The sequence below is a fragment of the Methylobacterium sp. OAE515 genome (assembly GCF_041806315.1).
In the GTDB taxonomy this organism is placed as follows: domain Bacteria; phylum Pseudomonadota; class Alphaproteobacteria; order Rhizobiales; family Beijerinckiaceae; genus Methylobacterium; species Methylobacterium tardum.
On record NZ_JBGMUV010000001.1, the window covers coordinates 5,951,610 to 5,973,730 of the forward strand.

The window sequence follows — 22,121 nt, forward strand, 5'->3', positions numbered from 1 at the left end:
GTCAGCGCCAATCGTAGGGGTTGTAGGGGTCCAGCGCCGCCTGAACTTTGCGCAGGACGTCCGGCTGGCGCTGGAGGTCGGCCTCCCGGGCGAGCGCCCGCAGGAAAGCGCGCGGTCCGTGCTCCAGGTCGCGGGTCAGGCCGTTGTAGCGGTCCGACGGCTCGGCATGGGGTGGATTGACGGCGACGCGGTATTCGAGGCCGCAGGTGGGCGGATCGATGCCCAGGCGATAGCAGATCCGCACGCGGGCGAAGGGCGCATCCGGGCGGTAATCGACCCGGTAGCCTCCGAACCGGAAGGCGCCCCCGGTCACGCGTTCGGCATAGGCCAGGGTCCGGGCCACCGTCGTGAAGGCGGCGGTGCGCCGTTCGCGCACGAGATCGATGGCCGCGCGCTCGGAGGGAACGAACGGCTGCGCGCAGGCCGCGGTGGAGACGAGCGCGCCGAGGAGGGCGGGAGCGAGGGCTCTCATGGCTTCTTCATGCAGACTGCGACCGGTTGTGCATCCTTGGCAGCCTTCGCGGTCATGTCGAGGCAGCCGACCGTGGACACGCCGTCCGTCACGGTCACGGAGGGGACAACCGCCATGCCCCGGCAATAGGCGCCGATTAATTCCTCATCCCGGTGGCAGGCCACGTCGAGCCGGATCAGGCTGTTCATGGCCGGGCCCGGCGGACCCGCTGGTCCGGCGGCGCCCCGCTCGCCCACGGGGCCGCGCTCGCCCGTCGCCCCGTTCAGGCCCGCGGGCCCCTGAGGCCCCGGCGGCCCCTGATCGCCTTTCGGACCAGGCGGCCCGGCCGGTCCCGGCTTCGGCGCCTCGCAGCCGGCGAGCGCGAGCGCCGCGACCGCACTGGCGACGATCGCGATCAGGGGGGATCTCATGCGCTTCTCCGGCCACGCTGGCTGGCGACGAAGTGGCGCGAGGGGTTTCCGCGTCAACTGCGTCAGACCCGGCCGACGCACGTGGTCTCAGGGCCAGGCCCACGGTCGATGAAAGCGCTGGCGACGAAGACTCAGCCGTCGAAAACAGGGCGGAGATCACTATCGACCGCCCTGGAGCGACCTCTCAGGAGGCCGCGCCGACGTGACGGGCCTCCGGAATCCGCGCGCGACGACCCGAGATCAGTCGTCGCGATAGACCCGCTCGCGCCGCTCGTGCCGCTCCTGAGCCTCGAGCGAGAGCGTCGCGATCGGCCGCGCGTCGAGCCGGCGCAGCGAGATCGGCTCGCCGGTCTCCTCGCAGAAGCCGTAGGAGCCATCCTCAATACGGGCGAGCGCCGCATCGATCTTGCCGGTGAGCTTGCGCTGGCGGTCCCGCGCCCGCAGCTCGATCGCCCGGTCCGTCTCGGACGAGGCGCGATCCGCGAGATCGGGATGGTTCTCGTTCTCGCTCTGCAGCGCCACGAGGGTATCCTGCGCCTCGCGCAGGATGTCGCTCTTCCAGCTCAGCAGCTTGCGCCGAAAATATTCGCGCTGCCGGTCGTTCATGAAGGGCTCGTCGTCGGACGGGACGTAGCCGTCCTCCAGCGTCACCTTCGCCATGCGTCACCCTCGCTGGATTCTAACCGCCCACCAGGGGATGGCCGGTGCGCGGCGATAACGTGAGGTGCCGTATAGTCGAGGCGATCTAGCGCGACAACGCGCCGTGAGGCAGGGCTTGTATCCGACTGTCACTGCAGCGCCGCGTGCGGCAAACCGGCCACGGTACAGATCTTTTACTCTGTCATATGCGTCCGCAACCGTACGATCGCGGCGGCGATCTCTGTCGTCAGGCTGCGTGCCAGGGGCAGCCTGTAATGCGTCTGGTCGAAGAACAGGTCCGGATTCGCCGCCTCGGGCCGGCCGTCACGCCAATTCACGACCGCACTCAGCCCGTGGGTTGCCAGGACGGTGCGCACCTGCGCGCGGCAGGCCGCTTCCGCGGCGCCCCGCGGACTGCCGGGCGCAGGCTCGGCGCGGGCGTAGACGGGCGGGAAGACCAGCACGACCGGGGTCTGCGCGGGGATGCGCGCGAGTTCGGCGCGCAGCCGTTCGGCAATGGGGAACGGGCCGCCGTGATGCGGCTCGGGTTCGGGCCCGACCGGCCTCTCCAGCGCCGCCTTCTTCGCGGGATCGATGCCGAACCCCTGGCTGAGATAATTGTGCTCGTAGTCCCACCAGCCGTCGGCGGCGGCCGTCCTGTGGCGGCGGTTCAGGAGCCAGCCGACCCGGTTGACCGTCTCCTGAGCGGCCGTGAAGCGCAGGAGGCCGCGCAGGTAGGCCGGCCAATCGCCCAGCAGCCAGTACGGAAACCCGTGCTCGCTCGGAAAGGAAGGATCGTCCGCGCACCAGAAGGCGTCGGCCGAGAGCACGATCGCCCCGGGCCGGGCATGGTGCTGCAGGTACCAGCCGAGCAGCGCGAACTGCTCCGACGGCCCGGTGGCCGGAACCGAGAGCTGGACGAAGGGGATGCCGGTGAGCCGGCTCAGCGCCGCCGGCTCGATGAGCTGGATGTGCGAGTTGCCGATCACGGCGCCGGAATAGGCCGAATCGCGGCCGCGGACGGCCGACGCGGTGCGCGGTCCCTGCGGGCGAACGGCACCCTGCGACAGCAGGGTCGAGCGCCCGGTGTCGTAGGGATCGACCAGGGTAGCGAGGCCGAGATAGGCCGCGAACAGCGCGACCATCGACAGGAACAGGGTACCGGCGAAACGCTGCCACGCCCGGTCGGTGGTGAGCTGGGGGGCCGCCATGCTCAGAACTGGAAGTAGATGAACTCGTAGTTCGCATCGTCGCCGATCTTGAGCAGGACGAGCACGAACAGGAGTGCGAAGCCGAAGGCGAGAAGGCGCCGCGGCGGCAGGCGGTGGACGGCCGCCCAGGCCGTCGGCCCGATCGTCGCCACGAGGGCCGCCACCGCGATGGTGCGCCACTTGAAGCCCGAACCCTTGGGCGCGAGCCCGAACAGGCCCTTGAAGATCGCCAGCGCCGCCTCGAAGCTGGTCGCCCGGAACAGCACCCAGGTCAGCACCACGAACAGGCTGGTGAGTGCCCAGCCGAGCGGCGCTGGGATCGCGATCCGCGCGCGGCGCGTCAGCACCCCGGCGCCGAGGCCGAGCCCGTGCAGGGCGCCCCAGGTCAGGAAGGTCAGGCCGGCCCCGTGCCAGAGCCCGCCCAGCGTCATGGTGGCGGCGAGCGCGCCGACCTGGCGCGGCAGGCCGCGGCGGTTTCCACCCATCGGGATGTAGAGGTAGTCGCGCAGGAAGCGTGACAGCGTCATGTGCCAGCGCCGCCAGAAATCACTCAGCGAGGTGGCGCGGTACGGCACGTCGAAATTCTGCGGCAGGACGAGGCCGAACAGCAGGGCGATGCCGAGCGCCATGTCGGTGTAGCCGGAGAAGTCGAAATAGATCTGGAAGGTGAAGCCCAGCGTCGCCTGCCAGGCCTCGACGACCGTGACCGCCTTTCCCGCGGCGGCCGCCTGGAACACCGGATTCACGTATTCGGCGAGCGGATCGCCGAGGAACACCTTCTTGGCCAAGCCCACCGTGAGCAGCATCAGGCCGCGGGCGAAGCGCTCGGCGGCGTCGGGCCGCGCGTAGGGACGCTCGTCGAACTGGTGCATGATCTCGCTCCAGCGCACGAGCGGGCCGGCGAGAACCTGCGGGAAGAAGGCGATGTAGAGGGCGTATTTCACCAGCCCGAAGGCCGGCGCCCGACCGGCCCGCAGGTCGGCGAGGTACATGATGTGGTGGAAGGTGAAGAACGAGATGCCCAACGGCAAGGCCAGGCCGAGCCGCGGCGCCCCGAGCCCGGGGATCAGGTTGGCGAGATCGGCGAAGAAGTCGAGGTACTTGAAGACGCCGAGGAGCGCGAGGTTGGCGGCGATGGCGGCTGGGATCAGCCATCGGCCGGGATACCGGCGATAGACGCGGGCCACGCACCAATTCGCCAGGATCGAGCCGGCGAGCAGCGGCACGAAGCGCACATCCCACCAGCCATAGAATACGAAGGACAGGCCGACGAGGAGCGGCAGGCGCCACGCGGGCGCGGCGCGCGCCACCAGCCCGTGCAGGATCAGGGCGGCTGGCAGGAAGGCGAGGAGGAAAACGAAGGAGTTGAACAGCATCGGGCGAGGCGGCGCGGAGGAGCCCGGATGGGCCGCCGTTGTCTCCGAGCGGAAGGGACCGCCTTGTCGGGGATCAGGGCCGGCCCGTCAATCGCCGGCCGACGCGCGTCACGCGGTCGTGCCCTATGCCTCGCCGCGACCGGAGATCAGGCCGGCCGCGGCGGATCCTGCGCATCGCTGCTGAGGCGGAGCGCTCACGTCGGCGCCGGGACCGGTGTCGCCAGCGGCTTGCCCTTTTGCACCGTGAAGGTGACGAACAGCTTGCTCGGCTGCGATCCGTTCTTCAGCGTGTGCGGGGTTTCCGCCGGGGTCACCCAGGAGGCGCCGGGCTTGATCTGCTGCGTTCCCGCGTCCTTGACGCGCAACTCGCCGACGCCTTCCAGCACGTAGCCCGCCTCGGTACCGGGATGGGTGTGCCAATCGATGAGGAAGTTCGGCTCGACATCGACGATGACTTGAAGCGTCTCGTAACCCTGCATCGGGCCATCGATACGAGATGTAATCGTCCGTTTTATTCCGCTCGGCGCCTGTGCCGATACGTCTTCCGCCACGAGGCCGATCGCTGCGCAGAGCGCACAACCGGTGAACATCCGCCTGCTCAACATGCGCTTTCTCCCCTCGTGCCCGACACGGACCTCTTGGACCCGGTCAGGTCGCCAGATCATCAATCATAAACCTCGCATGCTCTTCGACTGCATTCACTCCAATCCGATTTCATCTCGTTCGACAGTCTATCGACTGAATGTACAGTTGTAAGAGCAATCGTTCGTCCTGACAATGCAGGTGATCATCGCAAATCGAGCCCCGTTGCGGGCGCCGGATCAGCCGGCGCTGCGGCTCACGCGCCGCGTCGGTCCGCCTCGATGGTCAGTCCGAGCCCCACCGAACCGAACGTGTCGCCCTCGACGACGCGCGCGGCCGGCAGGGCGCCGGTCAGCGCGGCGCGCAGGTGCGGCAGACCGGTGGAGCCTCCGGTGAGGAACAGGGCGTCGATCCGCTCCCGCGACAGCTCGGCCTGGGACAGGCATCGGTCGATGCGCGCCGCCACGGCGCCGGCGAGGTCTCCGGTCTGCGCCGACAAGGTCGCACGATCGACCGGCGCGGCCAGACCGCGCTCCACGAAATCGAGATCGAGCATCGTCGCGTCGCGCTCAGAGGCCGCGATCTTCGCGCCCTCGACCAGGCCCGCGAGGGCATGCCCGCGCTCGCCCTCGACCACCTCGCGCAGCCGCCCGACGAGGTCGGGCCTCGCGCAGTCGCGGATCACCTCGTCGATCTCGCGCGCCGTCTTGGCATTGTAGAGGCGGTTGATCGCCGACCACGTGGCGAGGTCGTGGTAGTAGGCGTTCGGCACGGCGAGATCGCCCCGGCGCATCGGGCTGCCGAGGCCGAGCAGCGGCATGACCGTTCCGAGGCTGAGCTGCCGGTCGAAGTCGGTGCCGCCGATGCGCACGCCGTCATTGGCCAAGATGTCGCCGGCCCTGTCCGGGCGCCCCCGCCGCTCGGGCGACAGGCGAACGATCGAGAAGTCCGAGGTGCCGCCGCCGATATCGGCCACCAGCGCGATCTCCTCGGACCGAACCTGCCGCTCGTAATCGAGGGCCGCGGCGATCGGCTCGTACTGGAACGAGACCTCGCGGAAGCCGACGTCGCGGGCAATCTCGCGGAGCGTGTCCTCGGCGCGCCGGTCGGCCTCCGGGTCGCCGTCGACGAAATGGACCGGCCGTCCGTGGACCACGCTGTCGAGGACCTCGCCGCAGGCCGCCTCGGCCCGGGCCTTCACCGCCGTGAGATAGCGGGCGATCACGTCGCGCAGGCGCAGGCGCTGCCGGCCGACCGGCGTCGCCTCTTCCATCAGCGGCGTGCCGAGCACCGATTTCAGCCCGCGCATCAGCCGTCCCGACCGGCCCTCGACATAGGCCGCCGTGGCGGCCCGGCCGATCACCGGGTCGCGGCCGAGTTCGAAGAAGATCGCGCTCGGTATCGTCCGGTGCGCCTCCTCAAGGGGCAGCAGGGTCGGTCCATCCGGACCGGTGTGACCGAGCGTGGTGTTCGACGTGCCGAAATCGAGGCCGCAGGCCGCCATCGTGTCGTGGGTCCGGATTTTCGCAGGGAGGGGCGTGGCCCTACAGGGCGGGGGCGCCCGGGTCCAGGCCGGCAGAGCGTGGCAGGTATGGCGGGAAGCGTGGACAGCTGTCCGGCGGGCCACCCGGAACCGTCGCCGGCATGCTATGAGGCGCCATGCGTTCCGACATCGATCTCGGCCTGACCGGCGAGCGCCCCGCGCTCCTCGACCTCACCGAACTGCTCGCCACGCGGCTCCTGGTCCAGGGCAATTCGGGCTCCGGCAAGTCGCACCTGCTGCGGCGCCTTCTGGAGCAGAGCGCCGGGCTCGTGCAGCAGGCGATCATCGATCCGGAGGGCGATTTCGCGAGCCTCGCCGATCGCTACGGGCACGTGGTCGTGGAGGCCGACGGCGACGACGTGGCCCTGCAGCGGATCGCCGCGCGGGTGCGGACCCATCGGGTCTCGGTGGTGCTGTCGCTGGAGAATCTGGACGCCGACGGGCAGATGCGGGCGGCCGCCGCTTTCCTGGGCGGCCTGTTCGATGCCGACCGCGACCATTGGTATCCGATGTTGGTGGCCGTCGACGAGGCGCAGCTCTTCGCGCCCGCGGCCGCCGGCGAGGTCTCGGACGAGGCGCGGCGCCTGTCGCTCGGCGCCATGACCAACCTGATGTGCCGCGGCCGCAAGCGCGGGCTGGCCGGGATCATCGCGACCCAGCGGCTCGCCAAGCTCGCCAAGAACGTCGCGGCCGAGGCGTCGAACTTCCTGATGGGCCGGACCTTTCTCGACATCGACATGGCCCGCGCCGCCGACCTCCTGGGCCTCGAGCGCCGTCAGGCCGAGACGTTCCGCGATCTGCCGCGCGGACATTTCGTGGCGCTCGGGCCGGCGCTGTCGCGACGACCCCTCACCATCGCGGTCGGCCCGACACAGACCGTAAGCCGAAGCTCCTCGCCGGTTCTGGTTCCCCTCCCCGATCCGACCGAGGACGCCCGCGCGCTCATCCTCACGGCAAGCCCGGCGGAGATCGCGGTCCCGCTGGTGCCCCGGCCGAAGCCGCGGCCGACGCCGGCTCCGGACGTGCTGGTGCAGCTCGCGAATTACCGGCCGCCGGCGCCCGTGGAGGAGCCGGAGGAGGAGCCGATGGATCCGGAGGCGCGCGAGGCGGCGCTGGCCGAGGTGCTTGCCTCGGTCCTGGCGGATGCCGACGCGGCCGCCTGCACGCCCGCCACCCTCTACCAGGACTTTACGGTCCGCTGCCGCATCCGGCGCCTGCGCGGCGACACGATGGGGCTGCCCGAGTTCAAGCGGCGGCTCGCGGTAGCGCGGGCCGAGGCCGGAGGGGCGGTGACGGACAATTCCGGCTGGGAGCGGGCGCAGGAGATCGCCGCGGGCCTGCCGGACGATCTCGCCGGGCTGTTCCTGGTGGTGGCCCGGGCGGCAATCGAGGGTGCCCCTTGCCCGACCGACGCGATGCTGGCCGAGGCCTATGGCACCAGCTCCGGCGGCCGCGCCCGGCGGATGCTCGCCTATCTGGAGGAGCGCGGCGCGATCATCACGCGGAAGGACCTGCGCGGCGCGCCGATCATCGCCGTGCCGGATCTCGGCGTGGAGACGGGGCCGGGTGAGCCGCAGATGCTGCCGACCGGCCCGAAACGCCGGGCGGTGTAGCGCGCGGCTAATCGGTCCGTCATCGCGAGCGGAGCGAAGCGACCCAGGGCGGCGCGCGGCCGGTCGGCGTGGCGCTTCCCTGGATTGCTTCGCTGCGCTCGCAAAGGCGCGAGCGGCGAGCGGTCAGGCGCCCCGGGCGACTTCCAGCTTGGCAAGCTCCACCGCTGCCCGGAGTTCGATTTCGGCCATCAGCCCGTCGAGGCGCGGATCGCCTGAGAGGCCCGCGCGCTCGTTGAGCCGGCCCGCGATGGATCGGAGTTCATGAGTGGCAACCCGGCCGCCGAGGATGGCGGCCTTCAGCCGGTCGAGGCCGTCGAGGAGGTCCTGGCCGCGCTTGGCCGAGCGACGGCGCCGCTCCTGCGGAGTCTCGCTCTCGGCCTGGAGGAGCAGGACCGCGTCGAGCCCCGCCAGCGTGGCCGCTGCCGCGGGGGCGTTGGCGCTCGCGGCGGAACCGGGCGCGGCGCCGAGGCTGAAGCCTCCTCCGCCCTCGGGCCGCCGGGGGGCCGCGACGCCGCCCGCGCTCTGGATCGGCTGGCGAGTCTCGACGCGCATGATCCTGTTCGCGTTGCTCCAAGCGCCCCTGCGCAGGACCAGTAAGTCGGCCCGCAGGGTTAAGCGCTGGTAAACGGGCCGGCAGAAGCTGCCGGGTCGGCAGCTTCCGTGCCTGTGCCGCAGGACGACCCACGCGCGCCGCGTCTGGTTAAAGCAAGGTCCCTCAAGGGCTTGCCGATACGGCCCGCTTGGCACGGCCCTGGCAGGATGGCGGCAGGTCCGTTCACCCTCGATTAGCCGGCATGCGCCCGAGTCCCGCGTTCAGTCTCCTTCGGTCCCTGCTCGGCGCCCTGACCGGTGCGCTGCTCCTCGTCGCGCTGGCCGGCCCGGCGCTCGCCCTGTCGCGGGTCAAGGATCTCGCCTCCATCGAGGGCGTGCGCCAGAACCAGCTCGTCGGCTACGGGATCGTGGTCGGCCTCAACGGCACCGGCGACACGCTGAACAACATCCCGTTCACCAAGCAGTCGCTCCAGGCGATGCTGGAGCGCCTCGGCGTCAACACGCGCGGGGCGACGATGCGCACGCAGAACCTCGCCGCCGTGATGGTGACGGCCAATCTCCCGCCTTTCGCCGCGCAGGGCTCGCGCATCGACGTGACGGTCTCGTCGCTGGGCGACGCGAAGTCCCTCCAGGGCGGCACGCTCCTGGTGACCCCGCTGCTCGGCGCCGACGGCGAGGTCTACGCCCTGGCCCAGGGCTCGGTGGCGATCGCCGGTTTCTCGGCGGAGGGCGACGCCGCCAAGATCACCCGAGGCGTGCCGACCAACGGCCGGATCTCCAACGGCGCCAATATCGAGCGCGAAATCGCGTTCAAGCTGAACGATGCCCGCTCGCTGCGCCTGTCCCTGCGCAATCCCGACTTCACCACCTCGAAGCGGATCGCCGCCGCGATCAACGACTTCATGGGCGCCGATACCGCCGAGCCCACGGATCCGGCGACCGTCACGATCCAGATCCCGCCCCGCTACACCGGCAACATGATCCGGCTGATCACCGAGGTGGAGCAGCTCAAGGTCGAGCCCGATCAGACGGCCCGGGTCATCGTCGACGAGCGCTCCGGCATCATCGTGATGGGCCGCGACGTGCGCGTCTCCACGGTCGCCATCGCGCAGGGCAATCTCACGGTCACCATTACCGAGCAGCCGCAGGTCAGCCAGCCGGCGCCCCTGTCCAACGGCCGCACCGTCGTGGTGCCGCGCACCGGCCTGAAGGTCGATACCGGCGACGGCAACAAGCTCGCCCTCGTCAAGGAAGGCGTCAGCCTGCGCGAGCTGGTGGACGGCCTCAACGCGCTGGGCGTCGGCCCGCGGGACCTGATCTCGATCCTCCAGGCGATCAAGACGGCGGGCGCCCTGCAGGCCGATATCGAACTGATGTGATCAGACGGAACGGGAGGGTCGAACCATGCTGCAGCTAGCCACTCTCGCGGCCAAGGCCGCCGCCGGCGTCGGGACCGCGGCGGCCGGCAGCGCGGTCGACGGCATCATCAAGACCGCCAACAAGGCCAAGGCCTGGAAGACCGCGACCGAATTCGAATCGATGTTCCTCGAGAGCAGCCTCGACCGGCTTACCCAGTCGGAAGGGACCGACGGTCCTCTCGGCGAGAACGGCACCGGCGGTGGCGTCTACCGCTCGATGTTGACCAAGGAATACGCGGGACAGATCGTGAAGAGCGGCGGCGTCGGCATCGCCGATTCGATCTTCCGTGAGATCCTGAAGCTGCAGGGTGCGGCGAGCGAGGGAGCGAGCAATGCAAAGGGCTGAACCGCTGCGCGTCGCGGATCGCGTGACCGCCGAGGCGCTCGTCGCGGGCGTGCTCGGCAACATGGCCGCGCTAGAGACCGTTCTGGCCGACGAGGCGGCCCATGTCCGGGCCGGGCGTCTGCGGGAGAGCACCGTGGCGGCCGAACCGAAGGCGGCGCTCGCCGCCGCCTACATGCAGGGGCTGGAAGCCGCCAAGGCGAACGCCGTCGCACTGAAGCGCTTCCACCCCGAGGGGGTCGAGATGCTGCGGTCGGCGCATCGCCGCTTCACCGCGGCTGTGGAGGCGAACCAGGCGGTCCTGGCCAGCGCCAAAACCGTCTCGGAGGGCCTGATCAAGTCGCTCGCCGAGGAGATCGGGCGCGCGCAGATGCCGGTGGGCTACGGCCGCCAGGCTCCGGCGCCCTCGCCGTACGGCCGCGGCGTGCGCAGCGGCCCGCTGGTCCTGTCGCGGAGCCTCTAGGCACCGCCTCAGCGGTGACCGTTGCCGATCCGCACGTAGGTCCGCACCTCGCCGAGATCCGTGTCGGCCCGGTTGTCGATGGCGAGGCGGCCCGCGACGACCGGAGCTGCCGCGACCCCGTGCCCGGCGCGCATGTCCATCCCGGCGGTGACGCGCCCGGAGATGCGGACGCAGCTGTCGCTGCCCGGCATGCGGACGAAGCCCTGCCCTTTCGACGGACACGGCACCAGTCCCAGCGTGACCGGCGCCTTCTGCAGATCGACGGCCAGGGCAGGACCCACGAGTACCAGCGCCACGGCGGCCGCTATCGGCAGAACCAGCCTGGCCATCTCAGGCCGCCCGCCGGGCAAGATCCCGATGGAGCAGATCGATGTAGGTCTCGACCTCGCCGATGAACCGGTCCAGGACGGCCTCCTGGACGCGCAGCCGCGCGAGATCGCGCAGGAGAATGTCCAGCGCGATGGTGCGGTCATCGGGATGGCTGTAGCCGGCGAGGTACGTGTCGACGGCCTGCTCGGCCATGACGATCGCGCCGATCCGCGGCGCAAAGCCGAGACGGCGGACGAGTTCGACGGGCTCGGACAGCGACACGCGGACCTCTCCTCGTTGGACCGACGGCACGGATGCGCGTCCGCACGCCTCGGTTCAATACGCGAAAACGGCAAGACTATGATCGGGGCGGTCGATCCGGACCTGGTCCACGACAGGCGGATATGCGTCGTCTCGCGACGCCCAAGCGGTCTCGGACAGCCGGCGCTGACTCGAGCCGGGAGCGGCCGACCTCAGCTGATGTAATTGACCAGCGACAGCTTGGAGAGCGAAGCCGTGACCTGGTAGCTCGCCTGAAGTCGGTTCTGCACGTCCAGCAGCTTGGCGACGACTTCCTCGGTGGGCGCCTGCTCGATGCCGTCGAGCGTGTTCTGAAGCGTGTTCTGGGAAGCCTTGTTCGTCGTCGCCGCGTTCGACAAGCGCGTCGATGCCAGGCTGAGCTGTGTCACCGTGTCCTGCACGCTCGGGAGCGCACCGGTCGAGGACGTGCCGGGGCTGGTATCGGCCGACGAGAGAAGGGGCTGCGCCTTGCCGCTGATCGCGCTGTAGATCGCGGCCGCGTTCGGATCCGACGAACTCGGCATGCCGAGAGCCACGGTCGCGAGGCCCGCGAGCACGTTGCTGATCGCCGGCTGGTTGGCCCGGACACCGATCTGAACGCTGCTCCCCGCGCTGACCTGCACCGATTGGGTGCTCAGCGGGTCCGACGACCCATTCTCGCCCTGGTACCAGACGACGGTGTTCGCGGCGGTGGTTGTCGGGTTCGGCGCGGAGAAGAAGGTGCTCGCCGCGCGGGCGGTCGAGTTCGCCATCAGCGTGCTGCCGGCGGATGCCGACAGGGCGCTGGTCAAGGCGTCGTTGAGGTTCTTCGCCGTCTCCGCTTGGTTCGCGCCGATCGCGAAGCCCGTGTTCGAGAACGCGGGCGTGGTGCCGCTGGCCGCGGCAGTCAGCGTCAACTTGGTCTGCGTGCCGTCGGGCAGTTGCAGGCTCAGCGTCAGGCTATCGCCTGCGGCGGGCTGCTGATTGACATCGATCGTAACAGTGGCCGACGTCCCGGTCGGATTGAGCGCGGAGGATGCAGCGATGCCTCCTGGGGTCGGCACCGGGGAAGCGCCGGTGATCTTGTAACCGGAGGCCGGATCCGCACGGGAACTCGGGTCATCAGAGAGTGTGATCTTGGTCGAGATCGGTACGTTGCTGGAATCCAACCCCGGATAGGTTTGGCTCAGCCGCCCGTTGCCTTTCGGACCGAGGTCGGCCGCGACTTGGTTCGAAACAAATTTCGTGAGGCCAATCTGGGTACCGTTTCCGTTCAGGATCGTATCCGCGTCAAGGACCGGCTGCGTCGTGCTGTTTTCGCCGCCGAACAGGTAGTTGCCGGCCACCGACTGGTTCAATGTATCCAGGGCCGCCTGAAGGTTATTCAACGCGTTGGCCTTCGCGGCAGTCGCGTTCACCGGCGTGCTCTGCAGACCGTTGTTCAACGTGTTACGCGCATCGATGCCCAACGTCGCCACTTGCGTTAGGCTCGTCACCGCGACGTTCGTCCGGGTCTGCGCGGCGGTGATGCCGGCGGCGTAGCCGGTGAGTGCGCTGAGGGTCGCCTGGGCGCTCAGGGCCGTGGACCGCCCGGAGCCCAGGCCGCCATAGGTCTGCGCGGTCAGCCCGCTCGAAAGCTGGGTCGACAGATCACTGAGCTGGCTCTTCAGCGTCGTCAGCTGCGAAGCCGTTCGGTTCGTGAGGTAGGAACCGGCCGCAAAGGGCTTGATCGTCGTCATGATCAGATCTGCAGCAGTTGGTTGAGCATGTCGCGGGCCGCGGTCAGCACCCGGGCATTGGCACCGTAGGCGGTTTGGAGCGCGATCAGGTTCGACATCTCCTGGTCGATGTTGACCCCGGCTCCGGCCGCAAACCGGCCTTGCGCTGTGGAGAGCGCGGTCTGCTGCGTGTCGTCGAGCGCTGTCGCATTCGCCGACGCGGCGCCCTGCGACGCGATGATGTCCTGGGCGAACCCGACGACGGTGGCACTGTAGGGTGCGGAGACGCCGCCGATCCCGCTCGACGACGAGAAGGTCTGTGGCGTTGAGGTCAGCAGGTCGAACAGCTTCTGCGCGCGCGTGCCGGACGCGCCCGCATTCCCACTGCCCGTCGCCGTGGAAGGCGCAGTCAGCGCCGCCGTGTCGCCGCTCAGCTTCGTGTTGACGGCGATGCGCTGCGCGAAGCCCGTGAGCTGCGAGCCGTTATCGAAGGATCCCGTGTAGAGCGAGTTGTTCGTCCCGTCGACGAACAGGGCGAGTGACGGATTTCCGGCGTACAGGTCTGTGGCGGAAGCAACCGTGATGTTGGCTGTCGCCGCGGCGGCGACCTTCCCACCCGCCGTCAGCGTCAGGGTCGCGCTCGTCGCGGTCGAGGACCCAGGTGTCACACCGAGAGTCGGAAGCTTGTAGGCGGCCCCTGTGGCGTTAAACGCCGTGAAGGCTGCCTGTATCTTCGCCGCGTAGGTGGTCGGGTCGCCGCTGGCATCGAACGTCAGAGTCAGGCCGTTCGCGTCTGTCGTCTGCCCAGCGGGAACGATCGTGCCGCCCGGCTTCGCCGAGGCCACCAAGGTCACGTTGCGAACGGCACCGGTACTGTCAGTGACAGGAAATGTGATCGTGTTGCCGGGCTGCATCGCCGAGACGGTGATTTGCGTGTCACCGCTGCTGCCGAGTGTGCCGGTCGTGCCGGTGTTGGTCAGCGAGCTCGCCAGCCCCGCGGCGAGATCGTCGAGCTGGCGCTGCGCCTGCGGCAGCGTCTGATCGCGCAGCTCGATCTGGGCCGCCAAACTGCCCGAGCGCAGCACGCCGGGCTCGCCGAGGTCGATCTTGCCACCGCCGGGCAGCGTGGCGGTGATCGTGCCGACCGTGCGCGGCGTGGCCGAATAGGACGAGTTCGCGCTCAGCGTCCCGCGGCCATCGAAGCTCAGCGATGCGGCGTTGCCGCGATCCACCAGCGTCGCCCCCGACTGGGTCAGGACCGTCACGGTCCCATCGCTTTGCGCGGTCGTTTTGACATCCATGTAGCTCGACAGGTTGTTGATCGCCTGATCGCGCTGGTCCTGGAGGTCGGCCAGGGACGTGCTGTCCGTGGTATTCTGGATCTTCTTGTTCAGGTCCGCGATGCTGGACAGGAGCGAGCTGGCCGATTGCGTATCGGCACCGAGCTGCGCCTCGATCCCGGTGCGCAGATTCTGCACCGAATTCGCGGCTCCGTTGATCTGGCTGGCGAGCGCCGAGGCGTTGCTCAGCACCGTCGTTCGGGCAGCCGCCGAGGTCGGATTGGCGGCGAGTTCCTGGAGCGACTCGGTGAACGTGTTCAGCGTGCCGTCGAGCGCCGTGGAGCTGCCGGGCGTCCCGTACAGAGCATCGAGCTGGGAGATGATCCCGGATTTGGTGCTCGTGTAGGCGGCGCCCGAGGTTTCCAGCCGAAGCTGCTTCAGGGCCGCCGCATCGAAGCTGCGTGTGACCGCCCCGGAGGCGACGCCCAGGTTGTTGGTGCCGGTGGCGACGGACGTGAGCGTCCGCTTGACGTAGCCGGCCGTCCCCGCATTGGCGACATTCTGCGAGACGACGTTGATCGCCGCCTGAGTTGCGGCGAGCCCGGCGGTCGCGTTGGACAGTGCGTTCAGCGACACTTCACAGCCTCCTCAGCGACCTCCGGAAGACAGATTATCGAATCACGTTGAGCAGGTCCGACATCATGGTCTGGGCGGTCGACATGACGCGCGTGTTCGCAGAGTAGGCCTGCTGGGTTACGATCATCTTAGAGAATTCGGTCGCAATATCCGTGTTGGACTGCTCGAGGCTCGCTCCCGTGATGGTGCTGCCATTGAGGCCCGCGATCGGCGGACCGGAATCGGCCGTCTGAAGATAGTTGCCGTTCGAATCGGCCTTCAAACCGTCCGGATCGGCGAATTGCACGACCCCGGCGGTGGCGAGCGCGACCACCGACCCGTTCGAGAACGTGCCGTTGATTTTGCCGTCGGTGCCAACCGCAACACTCGTCAATGTGGCGGAGGTATTGCCGTTCTGGCTCAGCGTGCTGGTCGTTGCCGCGCCGGTGGCGTCGGCATATTGCGTCAGCCCGCCGGTCACATCCAGTTTGAGGTTACTGAAGGTATAACCGGCGATCGATTTACCGCTCAGATCAACGGTGGTCGTGCTGGGCGTGGTCGCGCTCGGGCTCGGCGAGGTCAATTTTCCCGTCGCGTCGAATGTGAACGGCGTGCCCGAGTCGGTCCAATTGGGTGTACCTGCGGCGTTGCTGTTGTACATCAAGCTCCAGGTCGAGGAAGACCCGTTGCTGCCGGCGGTCGTCTGAACCCAGCGCGTGTTGATCGTCACGGGCGCACCCGACGATGTATAAGCCGTTAGCGATGGGCCGGCGATGCTGCCCGCCGGATCGGCCGAGGGGCTCACCGTCGGCGTCGCCGGCAGGTTGGCCGAGTAGGTGATGAGTGTCGTCTCTTTGGCCGGCAGCACGGGGTTCCCGATGACGATCGGACCCGCGCTGGTGACCTGACCGGTCACGGGGTCCAGATTGTTGCCGGTGAGGTACCCGCCCGCACCGTTCATCAAGTGACCGTCGGCGGTCGGAGCGAAGTCGCCGCGACGCGTATAGGCATTGGTCCCGCTGAAGGTCGCGGCCCCGTTGGCGTCTCCGGTCTTCTGCACCACCGTGAAGAAGCCGCTCCCGCTGATCGACATGTTGGTCGGCACGCTCGACGCGACGACGTTGCCGGCGATGGTGTTGGTCAGCTGCGATTGCGCCAGAACCGAGCCGGCGACCTCCCGCTTCTGCGTCGTCTCCGCCATCATGTCGATGAAGCTGGTGTCGACGCGCTTGTAGCCGGTCGTCTGAGAGTTCGCGATGTTCCCGGAGATGTTGCTGATGGCATAGGACTGCGCCTGCAATCCGGAGACTGAGGTCTGAAGGGCGCTGAATAGATCCATGGCAGGCAATCCCGTTGCGCGCCCTGACGGCCCGCAGGCCAGGGCAGCCGCAACCGCCATGCCAGGGCTAAGCCACTGACGAATCAGGACGCCCGCCACCAGCGCCCGGCAGGCTTGACCGGTTGGAGACCTGGACTCGGCAGATCTTGCCCGGCAGGGCCCGTCCCGGTTCCGGCAAGCGCCGCCCGGTCGTTTACGGGGTGTTATCCGGCGCGCGCGAGGATGCGCCCGGGCTCAGGATCGGGCGCAAAGCGACCTGCCCGGAAGTGCTGAATGGTTACGGATTTCGGATCTCAGGGTCATGCGGGCGAAACGGACGAGCCTCGTCCACATCATATACTTCTCGCGCCTGAACCTGTCGTCGGACCCCGCGAAGCGGTCCGAGCAGATCGGCGAGATCGGCCGCACGGCTCAGAAGAAGAATGAGTTCGCCGTGATCACGAGCTTCCTGGTCATCGAGGGCAGTTTCGCCTGCCAAGTGATCGAGGGCGAACGCTCCTCGGTGCACGAAACCTTCGACCGGGTCAGTGCCGACAGCCGCCATCGGGATGTTCAGATCAGCGAATGGCGCGAGATCGCCAAGCGTGAATTCGTCCATTCGTTCAAGAGCGCCCAGCGGACCGCCAACAACGAAACCCTGTTCGCCAAGGCCAACCTGCTGCCCATGCTTCAGCGCGGGACGCCGAAGGCCTCGGCGATCCACGGCCTGTGCCTGGCGCTCCAATCCGACACGATGTCCCGCCAGGGCATCGATCATCTCTTCGTCTGAGGCGAGCGATGTCCGACAGCGAGACGCACCCGATCCTCATCGTCGACGACCAGGAGAAGCTTCTCCGCCTCATCGTGATGCTGATGACCCGCATCGGATTCCCCGATGTCGAGGGCGTCACCAGCGCGCCGGAGGCCCTGGAGCGGCTCAGGCAGCGCCGCTACGCGCTCGTGATCTCCGACCTCGACATGGAGCCGATGGACGGGCTCAGCCTGCTCCGCGAGATCCGCGCCGACGACGCGCTGATGAACACGCCGTTCATGCTGACCGAATCATCCTTCGACTTCGAGGACATCAACCTGGCGCACCAGGCGGGCGCGGATGCCTTCATCCTCAAGCCGTTCGACATGGCGGTGCTGAAGACGAAGCTGAAGCAGGTGCTCAATCGCAAGCCGCGCAAGCGCGAGGCGCCGATCGCCGCGGAGTCGAGCCTGAGCGTGGAGTTTCCCATGCTCGGGAAGTTCTGAGGCAACGCCGTCATCGCGAGCACAGCGAAGCGACCCAGGGCTCCGGGACTATTCCGCACGGAAGCGATCCCTCGGATTGCTTCGCTGCGCTCGCATAGACGCGTGGGCGTCACCCAAGCGGCATCTCGGACAGCTCAGGCTGCCCGCTTCTGGTAGTCCTTGATGTCGGTGAAGCGCACGGCCGGGTAGCGCTCCTCCTCGTACCGGAGCGAGAACGCGGTCGTCGCCATGAAGACCGGGGCTCCGTCGAGGTCCTTGGCCATGGCCGAGCCGTGCGTGTCGATGAACTTGTCGAGTTCGGCTTCCGAATCGGACGACACCCAGCGGCAGACCGAGAAGCGCGAGGTCTCGTAATCCACCGGCAGGCCGTACTCGGCCTGGAGCCGCTCCTTCAGCACGTCGAGCTGAAGCGCACCGACCACGCCGACGATCGCCTGGCTGCCGTCCTGCGGCACGAAGACCTGGACGACGCCCTCCTCGCCCATCTGCTGGAGCGCCTCGCGCAGCTTCTTGGCCTTCATGGCGTCAGTGAGCTTGATCCGGCGCAGGATCTCCGGCGCGAAGCTCGGCACGCCGCGGAACACGATGTCCTCACCCTCGGTGAGCGTGTCGCCAATCCGCAGCGTCCCGTGGTTCGGGATGCCGACCACGTCGCCGGCATAGGCCTCGTCGGCGATGGCCCGGTCCTGGGCGAAGAAGAATTGCGGCGCCGAGAGCGAGATCGGCTTGCCCGTGCGCACCAGCCGGGCCTTCATGCCCCGGTTGAGCTTGCCCGAGCAGACCCGCATGAACGCGATCCGGTCCCGGTGGTTCGGGTCCATGTTCGCCTGGATCTTGAACACGAAGCCGGTCATCCGCGGCTCGGTCGGTTCGACGAGGCGCTTGTCGGCATCCTGGCCCCGCGGCGGCGGCGCCACCTTGGCCAAGCCGTCGATGAGGTCGCGCACGCCGAAATTCCGCAAGGCCGAGCCGAAGAAGACCGGCGTCAGGTGGCCCTCGCGGAACGCGTCGAGGTCGAACGGCTTCAGCCCGCCCTCGGCGAGCTCCACCTCCTCGCGCCAGGCTTTGGCGGCGCCATTCTCGGTGAGCAGTTCGTCGAACAGCGGATCGTCCGGGCCGGACACTGCGACCATCCCGGCATCCTCGGCCGCGTCGAGGCGGCGGACGCGATTGCCACCGAGCTCGTAGGTCCCGGAGAAGTTGCGGCCGGTGCCGATCGGCCAGGTGACCGGGGCGACGTCGAGGGCCAGCGTCTTCTCGATCTCGTCCAAGAGCTCGAACGGGTCGCGGGCCTCGCGGTCGAGCTTGTTAATGAAGGTGACGATCGGGATGTCGCGCAGGCGGCAGACCTCAAACAGCTTGCGCGTGCGCGCCTCGATGCCCTTGGCGGCGTCGATCACCATCACGGCCGAATCGACCGCCGTCAGCGTCCGGTAGGTGTCCTCCGAGAAGTCCTCGTGGCCGGGCGTGTCGAGCAGGTTGAAGACGCAGTCGCCGTACTCGAAGGTCATCACCGAGGTGACGACCGAGATGCCGCGCTCCTTCTCGATCCCCATCCAGTCGGAGCGGGTCGAGACGCGGTTGCGCTTGGCCTTGACCTCGCCGGCGAGCTGGATCGCGCCCCCGAACAGTAGCAGCTTTTCGGTGAGCGTGGTCTTGCCCGCATCCGGGTGGGAGATGATCGCGAAGGTGCGCCGCCGCGACACCGGATCGGCCGGCCTCGCCTCGGTCTTGGTCTGCATCAGCATGGAGCGAACGCTCTGATCGGCGGAATATGGTGGTGCGCGGCGCGGCACTCGCGCGGTCTCGGGATCGTGTAGCGGCAAGCCCCGATATTGGCAAAGACGCGGGCAGAATGGAGCTGCCTTTCAGGCACAGTACATGGGAGCGGCATCACGCTTCCCCGGCCGATCCACGCTTCGCGAGGCCCCGATGTCGCGCGCCGCAACACGCTGCTGTCTGGTCACCGTCCTGCTGCTCGCCGCGGCGGGCCCCGGTCCCCGCGCGGACGCGGCGCCGCAGCGGGCCGCGGCGGCCGATGCCGCTTTCCTCGATGCCCTGACCTGGGGCGCCACGCCCTCGACCTTCGCGCAGCTCACCGCGGAAGGGCGGGCGCGCTGGCTGCATGCCCAGCTCCATCCGCCGGCCGAATCGCGCCTGCCGCCCGCCGCTCAGGCGCAGGTCGACGCGCTGACACCACCGGGTAGCCTGTTCGAGCGGGCCCAGGCGCTGGACGCACAGGCCAAGGCCGCCAAGGAGATTGCAGATCCGGAGGCCCGAAAGGCTGCGCAGCAGGCCTTCCGAGGCGCGCTCAACACGGCCGCGCGGAACGCCGCCTCCGCGTGGGTGCTGCGGGCGCTCTACAGCCCCGACCAGCTGCGCGAGCGGCTGACGTGGTTCTGGTTCAACCGGCTCAACGTCCATCAGGGGAAGTCGACCCTGCGCGCCGCCGTGGGCGACTACCTCGACACGGCGATCCGCCCGCACGTGCTCGGTCGCTTCCGCGACCTGCTTATGGCGAGCCTGCGCCACCCGGCGATGCTGCGCTACCTCGACAACGACGCCAATGCGGCCGGTCGCCCGAACGAGAACTACGCGCGGGAGATCATGGAGCTGCACACGATGGGCGTCGGCTCCGGCTACACGCAGGGCGACGTCGAGGCACTGGCGCGGATCTTGAGCGGGGTCGGCATCGCCATGAAGCCCGAGACCCCGAAGCTCCGCCCCGAGCACGCCGCGGATTACCGCCGGGACGGCCTGTTCGAATTCAACCCGAATCGGCACGATTACGGCGACAAGGTCTTCCTCGGCGCGCGCATCCGGGGCCGCGGCTGGCCCGAGGTCGAGGAGGCGGTCGACCTGATCGCCCGCCACCCCGCCACCACCACCAGCGTCTCCCGGGCGCTCGCCACCTACTTTCTCGGCCGGCCGCCCGACGACGCCCTGGTGGCGCGGCTCGCCGCTGTCTTCGGCCGCACCGACGGCGACATCGCCGCGGTGATGGCGGCGCTGGTGCGCGAGCCGGTTTTCACGGCCGAGCGCGGCGCCTTCAAGGACCCGGTGCGCTACGTCTTCTCGGCCCTGCGCATGGCCTACGACGCGCGCGTGATCCGCAACGCCGGCCCGGTGCTCGGCTGGCTGAACCGGCTCGGCGAAGGCCTGTTCAACCGCTCGACGCCGGACGGCTACCCCCTCGACGCCGCGTCCTGGAGCGGGCCCGGGCAGCTCGCGACGCGGTTCGAGATCGCCCGGCAGATCGGGTCCGGCTCGGCCGGCCTGTTCAAGCCGTCGCTGCCCGATCAGGCCGAGGAGCCGGCCTTCCCGGTGCTCGCGAACGGGCTCTACTTCGCGGCTTTGTCCGGCACCCTGTCGACGGCGACGCGGGCGGCCCTCGCCCAGGCGGTCTCGCCGCAGGACTGGAACACCCTCTACCTCGCCTCGCCGGAGTTCATGCGATGAACCGTCGCGACCTGATCCGCGCCTCGGCGGCGCTCGGCCTGTCCACGGTGGCCGGCCGCGTCTGGGCCGCCCCGAAGGCCGACGCGCGCCTCCTCGTGGTGTTCCTGCGCGGCGCCTACGACGCCGCCAACGTGGTGATTCCGACCGGCAGTGACTTCTACTACCGGTCGCGGCCGACCCTCGCGATCCCCAGGCCGGACGCCGCCGACCCGAAGGCCGCTTTGGTGCTCGACGGCGACTGGAGCCTGCACCCGGCTCTGCGCGAGACGCTCCTGCCGCTCTACGCCAAGGGCCAGGCCGCCTTCGTGCCGTTCGCCGGGACCGACGATCTGACCCGGAGCCATTTCGAGACGCAGGACACGATCGAGATGGGCCAGACGGTCGGAGCCGCCCGCGACTACAATTCCGGTTTCATGGCCCGGCTCGCCGCCGAGCTGACCCGGGTCCGGCCGATCGCCTTCACGGACCAGATGCCGCTGATCTTCCGGGGCGGCGAGACGGTGCCCAACATCGCCATCACCGGCGTCGGCAAGCCCGGCATCGACGACCGGCAGGCGCGCCTCATCGCGGCGATGTACAGCGACACCAAGCTGGCCGCCGCCGTGACCGAGGGGTTCCGCGTGCGCGACGCGGTCTACCACACGATCTCCGACCATGCCGGGCAGGCCGACCGCGGGGCGGTCTCGCCCAAGGGCTTCGAGCTGTCCGCCCGGCGGATCGGCCGCCTGATGCGCGAGACCTTCAACCTCGGCTTCGTGGATGTCGGCGGCTGGGACACGCACGTGAACCAGGGCGCGGGCAGCGGCTACCTCGCCGACCGGCTCGGCGAGTTGGGGCGCGGCCTTGCGGGCTTCGTCGAGGAGATCGGGCCGGGCTGGTCCGACACGGTGGTGGTCGTGCTGTCGGAGTTCGGGCGCACCTTCCGGGAGAACGGCAGCCGCGGCACCGACCACGGCCACGGGAGCGTCTACTGGATCCTCGGCGGCGGGGTGCGCGGCGGCCGGATCGCGGGGCCGCAGGTGCGGGCCGACGAGGCGCACCTGTTCCAGAACCGGGACTATCCGGTGCTCACCGATTATCGCGGCCTGCTCGGCGGCCTGTTCCGGCGGCTCTACGGACTCGAACAGGCGAGCCTGCGGCGGATCTTCCCCAGCGCGGATCCGGCGGATCTCGCGCTGCTGTAGCGGCGGCGCGCGGTCAGGACGCGACGCGGTGTAGGCGGCGCGATACCTGCCGTTCCCAGCAATCCCTCTCATCCTGAGTT

At 69.0% G+C, this 22,121-nt stretch carries 22 protein-coding genes; 8 read left to right on the top strand and 14 right to left on the bottom strand.

What is annotated here, in order from left to right; all coding sequences use genetic code 11:
• Position 1: 1 nt before the first annotated feature.
• The 7 genes from ABIE45_RS29010 to ABIE45_RS29040 form a co-directional block, all read right to left on the bottom strand.
• Entirely contained in the window at positions 2 to 472 is a 471-nt protein-coding gene (locus tag ABIE45_RS29010) for a hypothetical protein (RefSeq protein WP_192708042.1), read from the bottom strand.
• Positions 469 to 882 (bottom strand): hypothetical protein, encoded by a 414-nt coding sequence (locus tag ABIE45_RS29015; protein ID WP_192708041.1) that lies wholly within the window; start codon positions 880 to 882, stop codon positions 469 to 471. Before ABIE45_RS29015 ends, ABIE45_RS29010 begins: the two co-directional genes overlap by 4 nt.
• Positions 883 to 1,122: 240 nt before the next feature.
• Positions 1,123 to 1,542 (bottom strand): RNA polymerase-binding protein DksA, encoded by a 420-nt coding sequence (dksA, locus tag ABIE45_RS29020; protein WP_192708040.1) that lies wholly within the window; start codon positions 1,540 to 1,542, stop codon positions 1,123 to 1,125.
• Positions 1,543 to 1,715: 173 nt separating this feature from the next.
• Complete coding sequence (locus ABIE45_RS29025; protein WP_192708039.1) at positions 1,716 to 2,732, bottom strand: hypothetical protein; 1,017 nt, start codon at positions 2,730 to 2,732, stop codon at positions 1,716 to 1,718.
• A 2-nt stretch (positions 2,733 to 2,734) separates the two neighbouring features.
• Positions 2,735 to 4,108: an MBOAT family protein gene (locus ABIE45_RS29030; protein ID WP_192708038.1), complete on the bottom strand. Its 1,374-nt coding sequence runs from the start codon at positions 4,106 to 4,108 to the stop codon at positions 2,735 to 2,737.
• A 194-nt stretch (positions 4,109 to 4,302) separates the two neighbouring features.
• Positions 4,303 to 4,773: a cupin domain-containing protein gene (locus tag ABIE45_RS29035; protein WP_373622906.1), complete on the bottom strand. Its 471-nt coding sequence runs from the start codon at positions 4,771 to 4,773 to the stop codon at positions 4,303 to 4,305.
• Positions 4,774 to 4,946: 173 nt separating this feature from the next.
• Positions 4,947 to 6,194, bottom strand: coding sequence for an Hsp70 family protein (locus ABIE45_RS29040; protein ID WP_192708036.1), 1,248 nt, complete (start codon positions 6,192 to 6,194; stop codon positions 4,947 to 4,949).
• Between the two features lie 155 nt (positions 6,195 to 6,349).
• Between ABIE45_RS29040 and ABIE45_RS29045 the strand changes: the two genes are divergently transcribed.
• Positions 6,350 to 7,846 carry an ATP-binding protein gene (locus ABIE45_RS29045; RefSeq protein WP_192708035.1) on the top strand — a complete coding sequence of 499 codons (1,497 nt, stop codon included), beginning with the start codon at positions 6,350 to 6,352 and terminating at the stop codon, positions 7,844 to 7,846.
• A gap of 123 nt (positions 7,847 to 7,969) precedes the next feature.
• Here ABIE45_RS29045 and ABIE45_RS29050 read toward each other — a convergent pair whose 3' ends face one another.
• Positions 7,970 to 8,398, bottom strand: a complete 429-nt coding sequence (locus tag ABIE45_RS29050) for a flagellar assembly protein FliX (RefSeq protein ID WP_192708034.1) — start codon at positions 8,396 to 8,398, stop codon at positions 7,970 to 7,972.
• Positions 8,399 to 8,640: 242 nt separating this feature from the next.
• Here ABIE45_RS29050 and ABIE45_RS29055 point away from each other — a divergent pair, with 242 nt between their 5' ends.
• From ABIE45_RS29055 to ABIE45_RS29065, 3 genes are read left to right on the top strand one after another with little or no spacing between them, the layout of a single operon-like run.
• A complete protein-coding gene (locus tag ABIE45_RS29055) occupies positions 8,641 to 9,777 on the top strand; it encodes a flagellar basal body P-ring protein FlgI (RefSeq protein ID WP_192708033.1) in 1,137 nt (378 codons plus the stop codon).
• 25 nt (positions 9,778 to 9,802) lie between these two features.
• The gene (locus tag ABIE45_RS29060) at positions 9,803 to 10,162 is read left to right on the top strand and encodes a rod-binding protein (RefSeq protein ID WP_192708032.1); all 360 of its coding nucleotides are present in this window, start codon (positions 9,803 to 9,805) and stop codon (positions 10,160 to 10,162) included.
• Positions 10,149 to 10,622 carry a hypothetical protein gene (locus tag ABIE45_RS29065; RefSeq protein WP_192708031.1) on the top strand — a complete coding sequence of 158 codons (474 nt, stop codon included), beginning with the start codon at positions 10,149 to 10,151 and terminating at the stop codon, positions 10,620 to 10,622. The genes ABIE45_RS29060 and ABIE45_RS29065 overlap by 14 nt, the downstream gene beginning before the upstream one ends.
• 8 nt (positions 10,623 to 10,630) lie before the next feature.
• Here the strand turns inward: ABIE45_RS29065 and ABIE45_RS29070 are convergent, their stop codons facing one another.
• The 5 genes from ABIE45_RS29070 to ABIE45_RS29090 all read right to left on the bottom strand — a co-directional run bounded on the left by ABIE45_RS29070 (position 10,631) and on the right by ABIE45_RS29090 (position 16,162).
• Positions 10,631 to 10,951 carry a hypothetical protein gene (locus tag ABIE45_RS29070; RefSeq protein ID WP_192708030.1) on the bottom strand — a complete coding sequence of 107 codons (321 nt, stop codon included), beginning with the start codon at positions 10,949 to 10,951 and terminating at the stop codon, positions 10,631 to 10,633.
• 1 nt (position 10,952) lies between these two features.
• A complete protein-coding gene (locus tag ABIE45_RS29075) occupies positions 10,953 to 11,213 on the bottom strand; it encodes a hypothetical protein (protein WP_192708029.1) in 261 nt (86 codons plus the stop codon).
• 191 nt (positions 11,214 to 11,404) lie between these two features.
• Positions 11,405 to 12,949, bottom strand: coding sequence for a flagellin (locus ABIE45_RS29080; RefSeq protein WP_192708028.1), 1,545 nt, complete (start codon positions 12,947 to 12,949; stop codon positions 11,405 to 11,407).
• A gap of 2 nt (positions 12,950 to 12,951) precedes the next feature.
• Entirely contained in the window at positions 12,952 to 14,844 is a 1,893-nt protein-coding gene (gene flgK, locus ABIE45_RS29085; RefSeq protein WP_192708027.1) for a flagellar hook-associated protein FlgK, read from the bottom strand.
• 34 nt (positions 14,845 to 14,878) lie between these two features.
• Positions 14,879 to 16,162 (bottom strand): flagellar hook-basal body complex protein, encoded by a 1,284-nt coding sequence (locus ABIE45_RS29090; RefSeq protein WP_192708026.1) that lies wholly within the window; start codon positions 16,160 to 16,162, stop codon positions 14,879 to 14,881.
• Positions 16,163 to 16,463: 301 nt separating this feature from the next.
• Between ABIE45_RS29090 and ABIE45_RS29095 the strand changes: the two genes are divergently transcribed.
• Positions 16,464 to 16,931, top strand: coding sequence for a BLUF domain-containing protein (locus tag ABIE45_RS29095; protein ID WP_192708025.1), 468 nt, complete (start codon positions 16,464 to 16,466; stop codon positions 16,929 to 16,931).
• An 8-nt stretch (positions 16,932 to 16,939) separates the two neighbouring features.
• Positions 16,940 to 17,398 (top strand): response regulator, encoded by a 459-nt coding sequence (locus tag ABIE45_RS29100; RefSeq protein ID WP_192708024.1) that lies wholly within the window; start codon positions 16,940 to 16,942, stop codon positions 17,396 to 17,398.
• 134 nt (positions 17,399 to 17,532) lie between these two features.
• On the opposite strand, the gene ABIE45_RS29105 is transcribed toward ABIE45_RS29100, so the two are convergent.
• Positions 17,533 to 19,146: a peptide chain release factor 3 gene (locus tag ABIE45_RS29105; protein ID WP_192708023.1), complete on the bottom strand. Its 1,614-nt coding sequence runs from the start codon at positions 19,144 to 19,146 to the stop codon at positions 17,533 to 17,535.
• Between the two features lie 184 nt (positions 19,147 to 19,330).
• On the opposite strand from ABIE45_RS29105, the gene ABIE45_RS29110 reads away from it, so the two are divergent.
• Positions 19,331 to 20,857: a DUF1800 domain-containing protein gene (locus ABIE45_RS29110; RefSeq protein WP_192708022.1), complete on the top strand. Its 1,527-nt coding sequence runs from the start codon at positions 19,331 to 19,333 to the stop codon at positions 20,855 to 20,857.
• Positions 20,854 to 22,041: a DUF1501 domain-containing protein gene (locus ABIE45_RS29115; protein ID WP_192708021.1), complete on the top strand. Its 1,188-nt coding sequence runs from the start codon at positions 20,854 to 20,856 to the stop codon at positions 22,039 to 22,041. Before ABIE45_RS29110 ends, ABIE45_RS29115 begins: the two co-directional genes overlap by 4 nt.
• Positions 22,042 to 22,121: the final 80 nt, after the last annotated feature.

What these genes read in the sequence shown, in the direction of transcription:
- ABIE45_RS29015 (WP_192708041.1), bottom strand. Translation starts at nt 882, where the DNA reads ATGAGATCCCCCCTGATCGCGATCGTCGCCAGTGCGGTCGCGGCGCTC.
- ABIE45_RS29045 (WP_192708035.1), top strand. Translation starts at nt 6,350, where the DNA reads ATGCGTTCCGACATCGATCTCGGCCTGACCGGCGAGCGCCCCGCGCTC.
- ABIE45_RS29115 (WP_192708021.1), top strand. Translation starts at nt 20,854, where the DNA reads ATGAACCGTCGCGACCTGATCCGCGCCTCGGCGGCGCTCGGCCTGTCC.
- ABIE45_RS29105 (WP_192708023.1), bottom strand. Translation starts at nt 19,146, where the DNA reads ATGCTGATGCAGACCAAGACCGAGGCGAGGCCGGCCGATCCGGTGTCG.
- ABIE45_RS29080 (WP_192708028.1), bottom strand. Translation starts at nt 12,949, where the DNA reads ATGACGACGATCAAGCCCTTTGCGGCCGGTTCCTACCTCACGAACCGA.
- ABIE45_RS29090 (WP_192708026.1), bottom strand. Translation starts at nt 16,162, where the DNA reads ATGGATCTATTCAGCGCCCTTCAGACCTCAGTCTCCGGATTGCAGGCG.
- ABIE45_RS29060 (WP_192708032.1), top strand. Translation starts at nt 9,803, where the DNA reads ATGCTGCAGCTAGCCACTCTCGCGGCCAAGGCCGCCGCCGGCGTCGGG.
- ABIE45_RS29055 (WP_192708033.1), top strand. Translation starts at nt 8,641, where the DNA reads ATGCGCCCGAGTCCCGCGTTCAGTCTCCTTCGGTCCCTGCTCGGCGCC.
- ABIE45_RS29010 (WP_192708042.1), bottom strand. Translation starts at nt 472, where the DNA reads ATGAGAGCCCTCGCTCCCGCCCTCCTCGGCGCGCTCGTCTCCACCGCG.
- ABIE45_RS29025 (WP_192708039.1), bottom strand. Translation starts at nt 2,732, where the DNA reads ATGGCGGCCCCCCAGCTCACCACCGACCGGGCGTGGCAGCGTTTCGCC.
- ABIE45_RS29040 (WP_192708036.1), bottom strand. Translation starts at nt 6,194, where the DNA reads ATGGCGGCCTGCGGCCTCGATTTCGGCACGTCGAACACCACGCTCGGT.
- ABIE45_RS29050 (WP_192708034.1), bottom strand. Translation starts at nt 8,398, where the DNA reads ATGCGCGTCGAGACTCGCCAGCCGATCCAGAGCGCGGGCGGCGTCGCG.
- ABIE45_RS29110 (WP_192708022.1), top strand. Translation starts at nt 19,331, where the DNA reads ATGTCGCGCGCCGCAACACGCTGCTGTCTGGTCACCGTCCTGCTGCTC.
- ABIE45_RS29030 (WP_192708038.1), bottom strand. Translation starts at nt 4,108, where the DNA reads ATGCTGTTCAACTCCTTCGTTTTCCTCCTCGCCTTCCTGCCAGCCGCC.
- ABIE45_RS29095 (WP_192708025.1), top strand. Translation starts at nt 16,464, where the DNA reads ATGCGGGCGAAACGGACGAGCCTCGTCCACATCATATACTTCTCGCGC.
- ABIE45_RS29065 (WP_192708031.1), top strand. Translation starts at nt 10,149, where the DNA reads ATGCAAAGGGCTGAACCGCTGCGCGTCGCGGATCGCGTGACCGCCGAG.
- ABIE45_RS29100 (WP_192708024.1), top strand. Translation starts at nt 16,940, where the DNA reads ATGTCCGACAGCGAGACGCACCCGATCCTCATCGTCGACGACCAGGAG.
- ABIE45_RS29035 (WP_373622906.1), bottom strand. Translation starts at nt 4,773, where the DNA reads ATGATCTGGCGACCTGACCGGGTCCAAGAGGTCCGTGTCGGGCACGAG.
- ABIE45_RS29070 (WP_192708030.1), bottom strand. Translation starts at nt 10,951, where the DNA reads ATGGCCAGGCTGGTTCTGCCGATAGCGGCCGCCGTGGCGCTGGTACTC.
- dksA (WP_192708040.1), bottom strand. Translation starts at nt 1,542, where the DNA reads ATGGCGAAGGTGACGCTGGAGGACGGCTACGTCCCGTCCGACGACGAG.